This window comes from Burkholderia stabilis (assembly GCF_001742165.1).
In the GTDB taxonomy this organism is placed as follows: Bacteria; Pseudomonadota; Gammaproteobacteria; order Burkholderiales; family Burkholderiaceae; genus Burkholderia; species Burkholderia stabilis.
Genome location: NZ_CP016442.1, coordinates 3,261,586 through 3,277,613, shown reverse-complemented (window position 1 = coordinate 3,277,613; position 16,028 = coordinate 3,261,586). Strand labels below are relative to the sequence as shown.

The window sequence follows — 16,028 nt, the reverse complement described above, 5'->3', positions numbered from 1 at the left end:
AACATGACGCACAATCATCCCGCCCCCCTGCTCGTCGAACTGCTGACCGAAGAGCTGCCGCCGAAGGCCCTCGCGCGCCTCGGCGACGCATTCGCCGAAGGTCTCGCGCAACGCCTCGCGGCGCGCGACCTCGTCGAAGGCGAACTCGTGTTCGAACGCTACGCCACGCCGCGCCGCCTCGCCGTCGTCGTGCAGAACGTGCGCGCCGTCGCGCCTGAAAAGCAGGTGCGCGAAAAAGTCCTGCCCGTATCGGTCGCGCTCGACGCCGAAGGCAAGCCGACGGCCCCGCTCGCGAAAAAGCTCGCGGCGCTCGGCCACCCGACCCTGTCGATCGCCGATCTCGAGCGCGCGCAGGACGGCAAGGCCGAAGCGTTCTTCATCAACTATTCGGCGGCCGGCGCGACGCTCGCCGACGGCCTGCAGGCCGCGCTCGACGAAACGCTCGAGAAGCTGCCGATCCCGAAGGTGATGACCTACCAGCGCCCGGACGGCTCCGACGTGAAGTTCGTGCGCCCCGTGCATCGCCTGACGGTGCTGCACGACGATCGCATCGTGCCCGTCACCGCATTCGGTGTCGATGCCGGCGACACCACGCTCGGCCACCGGTTCCTGTCCGACGGCCTCGTCGCGATCCAGCATGCGCGCGCCTACGCCGACACGCTGCGCGACAAGGGCCGCGTGATCGCGCACTACGCCGATCGCCGCGAAACGATCCGCACGCAACTGAACGAACACGCGAACGGCGATACCGTCGTGATGCCCGAATCGCTGCTCGACGAAGTGACGTCGCTGGTCGAATGGCCGGTCGTCTACCCGTGCCGCTTCGAGGACGAATTCCTGCAGGTTCCGCAGGAATGCCTGATCCTCACGATGCAGACGAACCAGAAGTATTTCGCGCTGACCGACGTCGCCGGCAAGCTGCGCTCGCGCTTCCTGATCGTGTCGAACATCGAGACGAAGACGCCGGACGAGATCGTCGAAGGCAACGAGCGCGTCGTGCGCCCGCGCCTCGCCGACGCGAAGTTCTTCTTCGAGCAGGACAAGAAGAAGCCGCTCGCCGACCGCGTGCCGCTGCTCGCGAACGTCGTGTATCACAACAAGCTCGGCTCGGCGCTGGCCCGCGTCGAACGCCTCGAGGCGCTGGCTGGCGAGATCGCGCCCGCGATCGGCGCCGACGCCGCGCACGCGAAGCGCGCCGCGCGCCTCGCGAAGGCCGACCTGCTGACCGACATGGTCGGCGAGTTCCCTGAACTGCAGGGCACGATGGGCACGTACTACGCACGCCACGACGGCGAAGCCGACGACGTCGCGCTCGCGTGCACCGAGCACTACCAGCCGCGCTTCTCCGGCGACACGCTGCCGACCACGCCCGTGTCGACCGCCGTCGCGCTCGCCGACAAGCTCGAGACGATCGTCGGCATCTGGGGCATCGGCCTCGCGCCGACCGGCGAGAAAGACCCGTTCGCGCTGCGCCGCCACGCGCTCGGCGTGCTGCGCGTGCTGCTCGAGAAGCAGTTGCCGCTCGATCTCGTGTCGCTGCTGCGCACGGCCCATGCGCGCTTCGAAGGCGTGCCGGGCGTGACCGAATCGACCGACGCGATCTTCGCGTTCTTCATGGATCGCCTGCGCGGCCTGCTGCGCGAGCGCGGCTATTCGGCCGGCGAAGTCGATGCGGTGCTGAGCCTGAACCCGACGCGCGTCGACGATCTCGTCGCGCGCCTCGACGCGGTGCGCGAATTCACGCGCCTCGCGGAAGCCGAAGCGCTCGCGGCCGCGAACAAGCGGATCTCGAACATCCTGAAGAAATCGGAAGGCGGTGCGAACGGCCCGGTGCAGCCGGCGCTGCTCGTCGAAGCCGCCGAGAAGGCGCTCCACGAACAGCTCGCGGCCGTGACGCCGCACGTGCAGTCGCAGCTCGAGGCGCGGGCTTACACGGGCGCGCTGTCGGCGCTCGCCGCGCTGCGCGCGCCGGTCGACACGTTCTTCAACGACGTGATGGTCAACGCGGAAGATCCGGCACTGCGAGCGAACCGTCTCGCGCTGTTGTCCGCGCTGCACCAGCAGATGAACTGCGTCGCCGACATCTCGAAGCTCGCCGCATAAGGGCCGCACGATGCCGACCAGCCCCAACCGAAAGCTCGTCGTCCTCGACCGGGACGGCGTGATCAACGTCGATTCGGATGCGTTCATCAAGACGCCCGACGAATGGATCGCGCTGCCCGGCAGCCTCGAGGCGATCGCCCGGCTCAACCACGCAGGCTATCGCGTGATCGTCGCGACCAACCAGTCCGGCATCGGTCGAGGGCTGTTCGACATGGCCGCGCTCAACGAGATGCACCTGAAGATGCATCGCGCGGCGGCCGCGGTCGGCGCGCGCATCGACGCGGTGTTCTTCTGCCCGCACACGGCCGAGGATCACTGCGACTGCCGCAAGCCGAAACCCGGCATGATGCAGATGATCACCGAGCGCTTCGAGATCGATCCCGGTCACACGCCGGTCGTCGGCGATTCGCTGCGCGACCTGCAGGCCGGCGTCGCGGTCGGCTTCCAGCCGCACCTCGTGCTGACCGGCAAGGGCAAGAAGACGCTCGCCGCGGGCAATCTGCCGCCCGGCACGAAGGTCCACGACGACCTGCGCGCATTCGCGCTCGATTTCCTTTCACACGAACACGAGTGATGCAGCCGCCGCGCGCATCCTCCCTAACGCCAGACCCACGCCGATGCGCTTCGTCCGCTCCCTGCTGCTGCTGATCTATTTCATCCTGTACACGGTGCCGTACGCCACCGCGTGCTTCATCGCGTTCCCGTTCATGCGCGCCGACGCGCGCTACTGGATGGCGGCCGGCTGGTGCAAGTCCACGCTGTGGGTCGTGCGCTGGCTGAACGGCATCCGCTACCGGATCGAAGGCTACGAGAACCTGCCCGACGGCCCCGCCGTGCTGCTGTCGAAGCACCAGTCCGCGTGGGAGACGCTCGCGTTTCCGGCGCTGATGCCGAAGCCGCTCTGCTATGTGTTCAAGCGCGAGCTGCTGTACGTGCCGTTCTTCGGCTGGGCGCTCGGCCTGCTGCACATGGTCAACATCAACCGCCGGGAAGGCAAGAATGCGTTCACCTCGGTGATCCGCCAGGGCAAGAAGCGCCTGTCGGAAGGCGCCTGGATGATCATGTTCCCCGAAGGCACGCGTACGCCGGTCGGCAAGCAGGGCAAGTACAAGACGGGCGGCGCGCGCTTCGCGATCGAAACCGGCACGCCCGTCGTGCCGATCGCGCACAATGCAGGTCGGGTGTGGCCGCGCAACTCGTTTACGAAATTCCCGGGCGTGGTGACGGTGTCGATCGGCAAGCCGATCGATTCGACCGGCCTTACGCCCGACGCATTGAACTCGCAGGTCGAGGCATGGATCGAAGCGGAAATGCGCCGTATCGATCCCGATGCGTATCGTCAGGCGGGCAATGCCGGCACGCGCGATGCCGCGCGCGTCTGAATCCCCGGGTTGCAGCCGTTGCGTACGACAAAAAGAAGCGAACTGATGAAACAGCGTCCGCGGCCACGGCCAGCCGTCGTGGCCCTCGATCATCGCCAGATGGATCTGCCGCTCTTCGACGGGCCGGCCGCCGCACCGTCGGCGCCTGCCACGCCGCCGGCGCCGCCCGAAGCGGCACCCGCCGCGCCGCTCGATCCGGGCCCGGCGCCCGATCGCTCGCGCGTACGCACGTTCGCGCTCGACAGCCGCGTGCTCGAATACCGCCTGAAGCGCTCGGCGCGCCGCACGATCGGCTTCACGATCGACGGCAGCGGGCTGTCGATCACCGCGCCGCGCTGGGTCACGCTCGCCGACATCGAAGCCGCGATCTCCGAGAAGCAACGCTGGATCTTCGCGAAGCTCGCGGAGTGGAAAACACGCACCGAACAGCGCGCGCTGCCGCAGATCGACTGGCGCGACGGCGCGCAGCTCCCGTATCTCGGCAAGACGGTGACGATCGCGCTCGGCGCGGGCGCCGTCGCGTTCGATGCCGATGCGCTGCGGCTGTCGCTGCCGCTGCCCGTGCAGGCCGACATGCAGCAGATCAAGGACCGCGTGCAGGGCTGGCTGCAGGGCGAAGCGAAGCGTATCTTCGGCGAACGCCTCGCGGTCTACGCGGAAAAGCTCGGCGTCACGTATTCGATGTATGCGCTGTCGTCGGCCGCGACGCGCTGGGGCAGCTGCTCGAGCGACGGCAAGATCCGCCTGAACTGGCGGCTCATCCATTTCCCGATGTCGATCGTCGACTACGTCGTCGCGCACGAACTGTCGCACCTGCGCGAGATGAACCACAGCCCCGCCTTCTGGCAAACCGTCGAATCGATCTTCCCCGAGTTCCGCGAAGCACGGCACACGCTCAAGCATCATCCGCCCGAGTTGCTGCCGTCGCTGTAACGCCCGCCATCGCCTTGCCGTAAACGCAAACGGGCGATGCGGGCTCCCCCGCACCGCCCGTTCGCGCCACCGCCGCGCGCCTTGCACGCCGCGGTTCGCTCATCCGGCGCTCAGTGCGCCTTCTTCTGGATGAACTCGATCTTGTAGCCGTCCGGATCCTCGACGAATGCGATCACGGTCGTGCCGTGCTTCATCGGGCCCGCTTCGCGCGTAACCTTGCCGCCTTGCGCCTTGATCTTCTCGCACGCAGCGTACGCATCTTCCACCGCCACCGCCAGGTGACCGAAACCATTGCCGAGATCGTAGGACGGCGTGTCCCAGTTGTGGGTCAGTTCGATCACGGTGCCCGTGCTTTCATCTTCGTAACCGACGAACGCGAGCGTGAACTTGCCTTCCGGATAATCCTCGCGACGCAGCAGCTTCATGCCGAGCAATTCGGTGTAGAACTTGATCGAGCGGTCGAGATCGCCGACTCGCAGCATCGTATGCAGCAAACGCATGTTGTGTACTCCTGTGGGGACTTTCCAGAACCGGAAACTGTACCAGAGTCGGCTGAAACTCGCCGGTGGCGCCCAGCCGGGGCCATCGCTACGAAGCATCGGTTCAACCGACGCGGGCACGGGTATGCCCTCGGGACCGAACGCGCCCGACGCACCCCCTTCGAGCGTGCCGATCGGGTAACATCCTTCCACCTCGCACCAAAAACGGGCATACGGCCCGCACGCGACCACCCTCTTCCGATTCAGCCACACTGCCGTGCGAAACCGCCGATTCGAGCGCGCCGGACGCGCCCTCTCCCTGACCTCGCCACCGCGGCACCGGACCGTCGAGGCCCATCGATGACCGCGCTCGCCGCCGCTCCCGTGCGCCGCGCGCTCGACCTGCGCGCCGTCGGCCTGATGCTGCTGCTGTGCGCAATCTGGGGCTTCCAGCAGGTCGCGATCAAGAGCACGAACGCCGCCATCGCGCCGATGTTCCAGGCCGGGCTGCGCTCGGTGATCGCGGCCGTGCTGCTGTGGGGCTGGGCCCGCTCGCGCGGCACGCCGCTGTTTCAGGCCGACGGCACGTTCGGCGCGGGCCTCGCGGCCGGTGCGCTGTTCGCCGGCGAATTCGTCTGCGTGTTCTTCGGGCTGACGCTGACGAGTGCGTCGCATATGGCGATCTTCCTGTACACGGCGCCGTGCTTCACCGCGCTCGGCCTGCACCTGTTCGCGCCGGGCGAACGGCTACAGCGCACGCAATGGGCCGGCGTCGGCCTCGCGTTCGCCGGCATCGCGCTCGCGTTCGCGGACGGCTTCCTGAAACCTCGCGCGCCCGGCGCGTCCGTGCTCGCGGGGCTGGCCGGCGACGCGCTCGGGATTCTCGGCGGCGCGATGTGGGCCGCGACGACGGTCGTCGTGCGTTCGACGGCGCTCGCGCGCGCCAGTGCAAGCAAGACACTGTTCTACCAGCTCGCGGTATCGGCGGTCGTACTGGTCGCGCTCGCGGCGCTGTTCGGCCAGGTGTCGTTCGCGCACGTCACGCCGGTCGCCGTGGCGAGCCTCGCGTACCAGTCGGTGATCGTCGCATTCGTCAGCTATTTGTCGTGGTTCTGGCTGCTGACGCGCTACAGCGCGTCGCGCCTGTCCGTCTTCACGTTCCTGTCACCGCTGTTCGGCGTCGCGTTCGGCGTGCTGCTGCTCGGCGAATCGGTCGGCTGGCGCTTCATGTCCGCCGCCGCGCTCGTACTGACCGGCATCGCGCTCGTCAACGCGCCGCCGCGCCGGCGGGTGTGACGGCGGCCGGCGACGCCGCCTGCGCAACGCGCTCGCGCAATAAAAAAGGCTGCCCCGCGGGGCAGCCTCGTCGAACCATCCGGTCCGGCTCGTGCCGCACACGTCACCCGGCCTTGCGCACCGCCGCAAGCGCCTGTGTGACGCCGACGTATTCGGCGACGCTCACATCCTCCGCACGGCGCGCGAGATCGAAGCCGAGCGCATCGAAATCGATCGTCTCGCGGTAGTCGCCGAGCGTGTTGCGCAGCATCTTGCGGCGCTGCGAGAACGCAGCGGTGACGATTTCGCCGAGCAGCACGGGATCGACCTCCGGCAATTCGTGCGGCTCGTACGGAATCATCCGCACGATCGCCGAATCGACCTTCGGCGGCGGCTGGAACGATTCCGGCGGCACGTCGAGCATCTTTTCCATCACGTAGCGGTACTGCAGCATCACCGACAGCCGCGAAAACGCCTTCGTGCCCGGCTCCGCGACCATCCGTTCGACGACCTCGTTCTGCAGCATGAAATGCTGGTCGATGACCGCATCCGCGAACGTCATCAGGTGAAACAGCAACGGGCTGGAAATGTTGTACGGCAGGTTGCCGACGATCCGCAGCGACGGCTTGTCGCCGGGCACCGCGAGCGAACGAAAGTCGAACGCGAGCGCGTCGCCCGCGTGCAGCTCGAGCAACGCGCCGAAGCGCTGCTGCAGGCGCCCGATCAGGTCGCGGTCGAGCTCGACCGCGTGCAGCGGCGACTCGGGCGTCGCGAGCCGCTCGATCAGCGGTCCGGTCAGCGCACCGAGCCCGGGGCCGATCTCGACCATGCGCTGGCCGCGCGCGGGGCCGATCGTCGACACGATCGAGTCGATCACACCGTGATCGACGAGGAAGTTCTGCCCGAAGCGCTTGCGCGCGAAGTGGCCTTGGTGCTGTCTGCTGTTCGACATCGACTCAGTAAAACGAAAAATACGACGAATGTGGTCAGGTCGGGCCGCGTCAGGCCGCGCGGCGATGGCGCGCCATCGTCACGGCGGTGTCGAGCGCGGCGACCATGCTGCCCGGATCCGCGCGGCCCGTGCCGGCCAGATCGAGCGCGGTGCCGTGATCGACCGACGTGCGGATGATCGGCAGCCCGAGCGTTACGTTGATGCCCTCGCCGAACGTCGCGTACTTCAGCACGGGCAGCCCCTGGTCGTGGAACATCGCGAGCACGCAATCGGCATCGGCCAGATGGCGCGGCTGAAACAGCGTGTCGGCCGGATACGGACCGCGCGCATCGATGCCCTGCGCGTTCGCGCGGGCCAGCGCCGGCGAGATCACGTCGATCTCCTCGCGGCCGAGATAACCGTTCTCGCCCGCGTGCGGATTGAGCCCCGTCACGAGGATGCGCGGCGCGGCGAGACCGAAATCGCGCCGCAAGTCGCGATCGATGATCGCGAGCGTCTCGACGAGCCCGTCGGTCGTCAGCGCGGCCGAGACGTCTTTCAGCGGCAGGTGGGTGGTCGCGAGCGCGACGCGCAGCGGCTTGTCGCCGGTGCCCGCCAGCATCATCACGACACGCGGCGTATGCGTGCGCTCCGCCAGGTATTCGGTATGGCCGGTGAACGGCACGCCCGCATCGTTGATCGTGCTCTTCTGCAGCGGTGCGGTCACGATCGCGTCGTACCGGCCGGCCAGCGCGCCGTCGATCGCCGCATCGAGCAGCCCGAGCACGTACCGGCCGTTCGCCGCGTCCAGCGTGCCCGCCAGCGCGGGAACGGCGAGCGCGTGATGCGCGACCGACACCTGCCCGCTGCCGGACAAGGTTGCCCGATCAGCGCCGACGGCCGCCGCGCGCGCATCGAGCAGCGCCGCATCGCCCAGCACGGTGAAGTGCGCGTCGGGCCAGCGCTGCGCGGCATCACGCAGCGCCTGCACGGTCAGCTCCGGGCCGACCCCCGCGGGTTCGCCAGTCGTGATCGCGATCTGCAGCGCGGGCGTCGTCACCTGAAGCTCGCTCAATTCGCCGGGCCGAGGCCGCCGATCTTGTACTGCACGTACGACGAATCGCGCAGCTCGCGCAGCCAGTCGGCATACGCCTGCTCGGCCTTGCGCTGGCCAATCGCCTGACGCGCGATGTCCATCTGCTGCTGCACCGAGCCTTCGGCCTCGCGGCGGCTCAGCACCTGGATCAGGTGGTAGCCGTACTCGGTACGAATCGGCTGGCTGATCTGGCCGTCCTGCAGGTTGTTCATCGCGCGCTCGAATTCCGGCACGGTCTCGCCCGGGCTGATCCAGCCGAGATCGCCGCCCTGCGACGCCGAACCGTCCTGCGAGTAGGTGCGCGCGAACTTCGCGAAATCGCCGCCGGCCTCGACCTGGTTGCGGATGTCGGCCAGTTGCTGGCGCGCCTGCCCTTCCGACTTGCCCTCACCCACGCGCAGCAGGATGTGGCGCACGTGCGTCTGGACGATCTTCGGCGCCGCGGCGCTGGCGCCCTGGCTCTGGCGGCGGTCGACGAGACGCACGATCTCGAAGCCGTCCGGCACGCGGATCAGCGTCGGGTTGACCTGGCCCGGGCGCAGCTTCGACGCGGCGTCGACCACGTCGGCCGGCAGCGCGCTCGGCGCCTTGAAGCCGAGATCGCCGCCCTTCTTCGCGTCGTTCGCTTCCGAATTGTTCTTCGCGAGCCGCTCGAAATCGGCGCCCGACTTCGCCTGCTGCAGCAGCGCTTCAGCCTTCTTCTGTGCGACGTCGATGTCGGCCTGCGGCGCGTTGGTCGGCGCCTTGATGAAGATGTGCTGGAAGCGCAGGTCCTGCTGCTGCGACGCGTTCGGCCCGCGCTGGCTCGCGATGTAGTTCGCGACTTCGGCGTCCGACACGGTGATCTTGCCGTCGACCTCGCGTTCGCGCAGCTTCGACAGCATCAGTTCGGTACGCGCGTCGCTCGTGAAGATGCTCCAGGGCACACCTTGCGCCTCGAGACGCGAGCGGTACTGCTCGAGCGTCATCCCGTTGGCTTGCGCGAGACGCTGCAGCGTGGCCTGCACGGTCGCGTCGTCGATGCGGATGCCGTCGTCCTTGGCTTTCTGCACCTGGATACGTTCGAGCACCATCTGGTTCAGCACCTGCGCGCGCAACTGGTCGGTCGGCGGCACGGGCGCGTTCTGCTGCTGCAGCCGGCGCGCGATCAGGCCAGCGCGCTGGTCGAGTTCGCGGCCCGTGATCACGTCGTTGTTGACGACCGCGACGACTTCGTCGGCAAGCTGCGCGCCTTTCGAACCAAGCGCCTGCGCCGCGGCCGGCGCAGCGGCGAGCAGCGCGGCGGACGCGGCGAGGCTGGACACGACTGCCGCGAAACGAAGGGTTTTCTTCATTGCCACTGAAACTCCATTGAAATCGTGCTGACCGGTGCAAACACGCCGGCGTTACTCGTAGTTGCTGAAGCGGGACATCGGCGGCGGCGGCGGCGGCAGCGGCGTATAGCCCGGCACCCCGGCGCGGAACGCGGACACGAGGCCGTTGTCGACGGTCGACAACCCCTTGAGCGTCAGCTGCATCATGAATCGCGTCGACGAGTTCTGCTGTCCCGACGAATTCACGCCGTTCGCGGCCCGCTGCACGCCGACCCCGAGCGCCCAGCAATCCGCGTCGTATTGTAAGCCGAGCAGACCGTCGACCACGCGATCGCCGGCCAGATCGTAGTTGAAACGGCCGATCGCATACAGGCGGCGCGTGAGCGGCCACTGCGCGGATATCAGGAACTGGTTGATCGGCTGGTTGTCGAGCGTGGTGTTCGATCGCGTGTAGCGGTAGCCGACGTTGATCACGCGGCGCTCGCCCGGGCTGTAACCGAATCCGACGCTCGACTTCACGAGCTGGTTGTTGTTCTGGTTGTACTGGAACGCCGTCTCCGACATGAAACCCGAACCGAGCTTCAGCGCGGCGCCGACGATCAGGTCCGAATGGCGCGCCAGCACGGCGCTCTGTCCGGAATTCAGCGTGACGCGCTGATCGGCGAAGTAGTACTGCTGCGCGATCACGAAGCGCGCGCGCTCGTCGCCGGTGCGCGGATCGATGAAGCGCGACGTGAGACCGGCCGTGATCCGGTTCGCATCGGCGATCCGGTCGTTGCCGACGAACGTGTTCGGCTGGTAGATCTCCGCGAGGCCGAAGTCCGATTCCGCGGTGTCGAACAGCGGCGCGTTCGACTGGTCGCGATACGGCGTGTACACGTAGTACAGGCGCGGCTCGAGGGTCTGGATGAAGTCCTGGCCGAACAGGCGCACCGAGCGGTCGAAGATCAGGCCCGTATCGAAGCTCACGGTCGGGATCGACTCGGTGAAGCGCTTCGGGCTGTTCGGCGTGGTCGACGACAGGTAGTTCAGGTCGTACGACGCGAAGTGATACTGGACCTTCGGCACGACGAAGTAGCCGGGGCCGTACACGCCGTACGCGATGTACGGGTTGAAGACGACCCGGTCGCCTTCGGTCGCATCGGCCGTCGTGATGCGGAACCGCGAATAGTCGGCTTCCGCGCCGAAGTCGAAGCCGCCGACGTTGTACTTCGTGTACTTCACGTTCAACTGCGGCTCGCGGCTGTACGGCGCGATCGACGGCGGCAGCGTCTGCCAGTGCTGGTAGCGCGCGAGCACCGACCACGGGCCGTTGTTGTACGTGACGCCCGCTTCCTGCTGGTACAGCGTCTGCGTCCCGTTGATGAACTGGTTCGTCGAGCCCAGATCTTCGGGATAGGTGTTGTCCGAGACCTTGTTGTAGTAGACGTAGCCGCCGAAGCCGCCGCCGAAGTTCTGCTGGTGCTGCCAGTAGATCGCGTAGCGGTTGCGGTGCGCGAGCCGGTCATCCGGCAGGTAATTGGCCGTAAACGTGCCCGAATACGACGGCGACAGGTAGCGGAACGTCGCCTCGGTCATCACGCCGCGCCGCGAGATGATGCGCGGCGTCAGCGTCAGGTCGCGGTTCGGCGCGATATTGAAGTAGTACGGCAGCGACAGCTCGAACCCGTTGCTCGAGTTCACCGAGAACGTCGGCGGCAGCAGGCCGCTGCGACGCTCGCCCGACAGCGGGAACGTCATCCACGGGCTCGCGAAGATCGGCACGCCCTGGAAGAACAGCACGCCGTTGCGCGCGGTGCCTTCATCGGCGCCCGTATCGAAGTCGAAGCGGCTGCCCTTGATGTACCACGCGGGATTCGTCGAGCACTGGCACGCCGTGTAGGTGCCGTTGACGAACACCGAGCGCTCGTTGTCGAGCATGTCGACGCGCTCCGCGCTGCCCGACCCGCCCGTCATGTTGAAGTGATACTTCGGCGCCGTCATGAAGCCCTGGTTCGCCTCGATCTTCAGGTGCGCCTCGGGGCCGACGAACGACGTGCCGCCATTGAACACCCTGACCCGGCCGTACGCATCGGCCATGTCGGTATCCTGATCGTAGTGGATCGCGTCGGCCTTCACGATGGCGTCGCCGCGGCGCAGCTCGGCCGAGCCCTTTGCGGCCAGGTCCTGCTCGGCCGTGCCGCTCGTGTGGTCGGCAATCACGAAGGCGGCCGGCTTCGCGCCGTCCTTCAGCGGATGATCCTCGAGCTGGGGCGCGAGACGCAGATCCCACGGCGAGTCGAGCGGCTGCGGCTGCGCAGCCGCGCCCGACAGCTGCGCGTACGACACGGCCGGCACGAGGCCGGGCACGGCCAGGAGCGCGAGCGCGAGCCGCCGTTTGCGCGGCACCCCGTCACCGGGGAAAACATTCGGGAATAGCGGTTTGGGCGGCATCTATCGTTTGGCGAATCGCCCCTTGTCAACCGCGCCTTCACGGCACACTCGCGCACGGCGGGCCGCGCCGTCGAACCGCGACTGCGGCTGAGCGCAAACCGGGGAGGCGATCGGGCGGACGGCGCGACCGGCGGCGGGCCTGCACGGCGGAAGCTGACGCGGGGCGCGTCAAAAAAGTCGTGGGGTATTATATGGCAAGACGTTCCCCCCTCCTCCGAGTTTCATGACGCCCCCATCCGCCGCATCCCAGCCCGACGCCCGCCTCGAAGCGCTCACCGCGTGGCTGCGCCCGCTCGCCGAGCGCTACGCCCTCGACCTGTCGACCCTCGCGCCCGCATCGTCTGACGCCAGTTTCCGTCGCTATTTCCGTGTTGCGTCGGCCACACGCCCCGGCGGCTCGCTGATCGCCGTCGACGCGCCGCCGCCCGAGAAGTGCCGCGAATTCGTCCAGGTCGCTCAGTTGCTCGCCGCAGCCGGCGACCATGTGCCGGACATACTGGCCCACGATTTCGACGCAGGTTTCATGCTCGTGACCGATCTGGGCCGCACGTCGTACATCTCGGTGCTCGATCCGGCCGACCCGGCCGCCGCGAAACCGCTGATGCGCGACGCGCTCGACGCGCTGATCCGCTTCCAGCTCACGTCGAAGCCCGACGTGCTGCCGCCGTTCGACGAGGCGTTCCTGCGCCGCGAGATGGAGCTGCTGCCCGAATGGTACGTCGGCCGCCACCTCGGCAAGCCCGTCACCGACGCGATGCGCGGCACGCTCGACCGCACCTTCGCGCTGCTGGTCGCGAGCGCGCACGCGCAGCCGCAAGGCTTCATGCTGCGCGACTTCATGCCGCGCAACCTGATGGTCTGCGAGCCGAATCCGGGCGTGCTCGACTTCCAGGACGCCGTCTACGGGCCGCTGACGTACGACGTCGTGTCGCTGCTGCGCGACGCATTCATCAGCTGGGACGAGGAGTTCGAGCTCGACTGCTTCGCGTACTACTGGGAAAAGGCGAAAAAGGCCGGCCTGCCGGTCGACCCCGATTTCGGCGAGTTCTACCGCCAACTCGAATGGATGGGGCTGCAGCGCCACATCAAGATCCTCGGCCTGTTCGCGCGCATCAATTACCGCGACGGCAAGCCGCACTACCTGAACGACCTGCCGCGTTTCATCGCGTATGCACGCAAGGTCGCGCTGCGCTACCGCCCGCTCGTGCCGTTCGCGAAGCTGCTCGACGAGCTCGAGGGCAACGCGGCGGCCGACGTGGGCTATACGTTCTGACCGTTCCGACACCCAGCCGAACATGAGCAACACTCTGACCACGGCGATGATCTTCGCCGCCGGGCGCGGCGAACGGATGCGCCCGCTGACCGACACCTGCCCGAAGCCGCTGCTCGAAGCGGGCGGCAAGCCGCTGATCGTCTGGCAAATCGAAGCGCTCGCGCGCGCGGGCATCGAGACGATCGTGATCAACCATGCGTGGCTCGGCGCGCAGCTCGAGGCCGCGCTCGGCGACGGTTCGCGCTGGGGCGTGCGGATCGCGTATTCGGCCGAAGGCGACGCGCTGGAGACCGCCGGCGGCATCGCGCAGGCGCTGCCGCTGCTGGAGCGCGGAGGCCGGCCGACGGTGTTCGCGGCCGTCAGCGGCGACGTGTTCTGCGCGTTCGACTACCGGACGCTCGACGCGCACGCCGCCCGCATGGCGACGCTGGACGCGCCGGCGATGCACCTCGTGATGGTGCCGAACCCGCCGTTCCACCCGGCCGGCGACTTCGCGCTCGGCGACGACGGCTGCCTGGCGCTCGACGGCGCCGCGCGCTTCACGTTCGGCAACATCGGCCTGTACGACACGCGGATGTTCCGCGATCTCGCGCCCGGCACCCGGCGCGCGCTGACGCCGTACTATCGCGCGACGATCGAAGCCGGCCGCGCGAGCGGTGAACTGTACGAAGGCATCTGGGAGAACGTCGGCACGCCCGCGCAGCTCGGCGAGCTCGACGCGCGGCTGCGCGCCGCGGGCTGACCTGGCGACGGACGGTCTGGCACGGTGTCGTGCGTTGCACCGCCCGCGCACGCCCTTCCGGCAGACCACCGCTACCGCCCCCGCTGCGCGCATGACGCGCGCAGCCCCGCCGCTCACGCGGCTTCGGCCTCTTCGCCGCCCGCCGCCGCGCGCTGCTGCTGCAGCGCCCACATCTGCGCATACAACCCGTCGGCGCGCACGAGTTCGTCGTGCGAGCCGCGCTCGACGATCCGCCCGTGATCCATCACGAGGATCTGCTGCGCGTGCACGACCGTCGACAGCCGGTGCGCGATCACGAGCGTCGTACGATGCCGCGCGATCTGGTCGAGTTCGTGCTGGATCGCGCGCTCCGAGCGCGAATCGAGCGCCGACGTCGCTTCGTCGAACAGCAGCACCGGCGGGTCCTTCAGCAGCGTGCGCGCAATCGCGACACGCTGCTTCTCGCCGCCCGACAGCTTCAGCCCGCGCTCGCCGACCGGCGTGTCATAGCCCTTCGGCAAACTTTCGATGAAATCGTGGATGTGCGCGGCGCGCGCGGCCGCGATCACCTCGTCGCGGGTCGCGGCCGGCCGGCCGTACGCGATGTTGTAGTAGATCGAGTCGTTGAACAGCACGGTATCCTGCGGCACGATCCCGATCGACGCGCGCAGCGAGTCCTGCGTGACGTCCCGGATATCCTGCCCGTCGATCCGGATCGCGCCGCCCGCCTGCCGGTCGAGATCGTAGAAACGGAACAGCAGCCGCGACAGCGTCGACTTCCCGGAACCGCTGTGGCCGACCACCGCGGTCGTCGTGCCCGCGTCGATCGTAAACGTCACGTCGTGCAGGATCGGCCGCTCCGGCTCGTACGCGAAGTTCACGTGCTCGAAACGCACCTGCGCGCCGGCCACCGCGAGCGGCTGCGCGTCGGGCCGATCGGCGACTTCCTTCGCCGCCGACAGCAGCCCGAACATCCGGTCCATGTCGGTGAGGCTCTGCTTCAGCTCGCGATAGACGACGCCGAGAAAATTCAGCGGAATGTAGAGCTGCAGCATGAACGTGTTGATCAGCACGAGATCGCCGAGCGTCAGCTTGCCCGCGAGCACGCCCTGCGTCGCGCGCCACAGGATGAACACGAGCCCGGTGCCGATGATCGCCTGCTGCCCGAAGTTCAGCACCGACAGCGAATTCTGCGAGCGGATCGCCGCCTTGCGGTAGCGCTTCAGGTTCTCGTCGTAACGCTGCGCTTCCCACTCCTCGTTGCCGAAGTACTTCACCGTCTCGTAGTTGATCAGCGAATCGATCGCCCGCGAGTTCGCGCGCGAATCGAGCTCGTTCATCGTGCGGCGGAAATGCGTGCGCCAGTTGGTCACCTTCACGGTGAACACGATGTACGTGACCAGCGCCGCGAACGTCACGTACGCGTAATAGGCCTCGTACTTGACCACAAAGAAGCCGAGCACGAGCCCGACCTCGACGAGCGTCGGCAGGATGCTGTACAGCGAATACGAAATCAGTTGCTGGATGCCGCGCGTGCCGCGCTCGATGTCGCGCGACATGCCGCCCGTCTGGCGTTCGAGATGGAACCGCAGCGACAACCCGTGCAGATGCCGGAACACCTGCAGCGCGAGCTGGCGCACCGCGCTCTCGGTGACCTTCGAGAACAGGATCTCGCGCAGCTCGGTAAACAGCGATGTCGACAGCCGCACGAACGCATACGCGACGACCAGCAGCCCCACGCCGCCCGCGAGCACGATGCCGGCCGACTGCTCGGCGCGACCGATCGCGGTGATCTGCTGCACGTAGGACAGGTGGTCGACGATGCGCTTCATCACGACCGGCACGCCGAGGTTCGCGACCTTCGCGCCGATCAGGCAGGCGAGGGCGAGCGCGACGCGCCATTTGTAGGTGGTCAGGTACGGCAGCAACGACCGGATGGTCTGCCAGTCGTTGCGGGACCCGGTCGGAGCCGGCGCAGGCTCGCCGGAAGCAGGAAATCGGCGCATGGGGAAGGATCTGTAGTGTGGTGCCGGGCGCATGCATCGGCGGCCGGCTCGCCCGCTTTCTCGTACAATTTGCGGACGTTGTA

The 16,028-nt window shown here is 67.7% G+C and carries 13 protein-coding genes; 7 read left to right on the top strand and 6 right to left on the bottom strand.

Annotated elements, in window-relative coordinates; translation table 11 throughout:
* Positions 1-3: 3 nt before the first annotated feature.
* Genes glyS through BBJ41_RS15250 form a run of 4 tightly spaced genes read left to right on the top strand, consistent with a single transcriptional unit; the run spans position 4 to position 4,418 of the window.
* Positions 4-2,103 (top strand): glycine--tRNA ligase subunit beta, encoded by a 2,100-nt coding sequence (gene glyS / locus BBJ41_RS15265; protein WP_069747091.1) that lies wholly within the window; start codon positions 4-6, stop codon positions 2,101-2,103.
* A gap of 10 nt (positions 2,104-2,113) precedes the next feature.
* A complete protein-coding gene (gmhB, locus tag BBJ41_RS15260) occupies positions 2,114-2,677 on the top strand; it encodes a D-glycero-beta-D-manno-heptose 1,7-bisphosphate 7-phosphatase (RefSeq protein ID WP_069747090.1) in 564 nt (187 codons plus the stop codon).
* A gap of 43 nt (positions 2,678-2,720) precedes the next feature.
* Positions 2,721-3,485: a lysophospholipid acyltransferase family protein gene (locus BBJ41_RS15255; RefSeq protein WP_069747089.1), complete on the top strand. Its 765-nt coding sequence runs from the start codon at positions 2,721-2,723 to the stop codon at positions 3,483-3,485.
* Between the two features lie 45 nt (positions 3,486-3,530).
* Complete coding sequence (locus tag BBJ41_RS15250) at positions 3,531-4,418, top strand: M48 family metallopeptidase (protein ID WP_069747088.1); 888 nt, start codon at positions 3,531-3,533, stop codon at positions 4,416-4,418.
* A 110-nt stretch (positions 4,419-4,528) separates the two neighbouring features.
* Here the strand turns inward: BBJ41_RS15250 and gloA are convergent, their stop codons facing one another.
* Entirely contained in the window at positions 4,529-4,918 is a 390-nt protein-coding gene (gene gloA, locus BBJ41_RS15245) for a lactoylglutathione lyase (protein WP_031401084.1), read from the bottom strand.
* Positions 4,919-5,257: 339 nt separating this feature from the next.
* Here gloA and BBJ41_RS15240 point away from each other — a divergent pair, with 339 nt between their 5' ends.
* On the top strand, positions 5,258-6,193 hold the full coding sequence (locus tag BBJ41_RS15240) for a DMT family transporter (protein ID WP_069747087.1): 936 nt from the start codon (positions 5,258-5,260) through the stop codon (positions 6,191-6,193).
* Positions 6,194-6,296: 103 nt separating this feature from the next.
* Here BBJ41_RS15240 and rsmA read toward each other — a convergent pair whose 3' ends face one another.
* The 4 genes from rsmA to BBJ41_RS15220 are packed head-to-tail and all read right to left on the bottom strand — an operon-like array spanning position 6,297 to position 11,945.
* Positions 6,297-7,124 carry a 16S rRNA (adenine(1518)-N(6)/adenine(1519)-N(6))-dimethyltransferase RsmA gene (rsmA, locus tag BBJ41_RS15235; RefSeq protein WP_069747086.1) on the bottom strand — a complete coding sequence of 276 codons (828 nt, stop codon included), beginning with the start codon at positions 7,122-7,124 and terminating at the stop codon, positions 6,297-6,299.
* 49 nt (positions 7,125-7,173) lie between these two features.
* The gene (gene pdxA, locus BBJ41_RS15230) at positions 7,174-8,163 is read right to left on the bottom strand and encodes a 4-hydroxythreonine-4-phosphate dehydrogenase PdxA (RefSeq protein WP_069747085.1); all 990 of its coding nucleotides are present in this window, start codon (positions 8,161-8,163) and stop codon (positions 7,174-7,176) included.
* A gap of 11 nt (positions 8,164-8,174) precedes the next feature.
* Positions 8,175-9,533, bottom strand: coding sequence for a peptidylprolyl isomerase (locus BBJ41_RS15225; protein ID WP_069747084.1), 1,359 nt, complete (start codon positions 9,531-9,533; stop codon positions 8,175-8,177).
* A gap of 51 nt (positions 9,534-9,584) precedes the next feature.
* Complete coding sequence (locus BBJ41_RS15220) at positions 9,585-11,945, bottom strand: LPS-assembly protein LptD (protein WP_069747083.1); 2,361 nt, start codon at positions 11,943-11,945, stop codon at positions 9,585-9,587.
* Positions 11,946-12,168: 223 nt separating this feature from the next.
* Here BBJ41_RS15220 and BBJ41_RS15215 point away from each other — a divergent pair, with 223 nt between their 5' ends.
* Together BBJ41_RS15215 and murU are read left to right on the top strand one after the other, a co-directional pair.
* Positions 12,169-13,218, top strand: a complete 1,050-nt coding sequence (locus BBJ41_RS15215; RefSeq protein ID WP_069747082.1) for an aminoglycoside phosphotransferase family protein — start codon at positions 12,169-12,171, stop codon at positions 13,216-13,218.
* A 22-nt stretch (positions 13,219-13,240) separates the two neighbouring features.
* Positions 13,241-13,960, top strand: a complete 720-nt coding sequence (gene murU, locus BBJ41_RS15210) for an N-acetylmuramate alpha-1-phosphate uridylyltransferase MurU (protein WP_069747081.1) — start codon at positions 13,241-13,243, stop codon at positions 13,958-13,960.
* A gap of 113 nt (positions 13,961-14,073) precedes the next feature.
* Here the strand turns inward: murU and BBJ41_RS15205 are convergent, their stop codons facing one another.
* On the bottom strand, positions 14,074-15,945 hold the full coding sequence (locus tag BBJ41_RS15205; RefSeq protein ID WP_069747080.1) for an ABCB family ABC transporter ATP-binding protein/permease: 1,872 nt from the start codon (positions 15,943-15,945) through the stop codon (positions 14,074-14,076).
* Between the last annotated feature and the right edge of the window lie 83 nt (positions 15,946-16,028).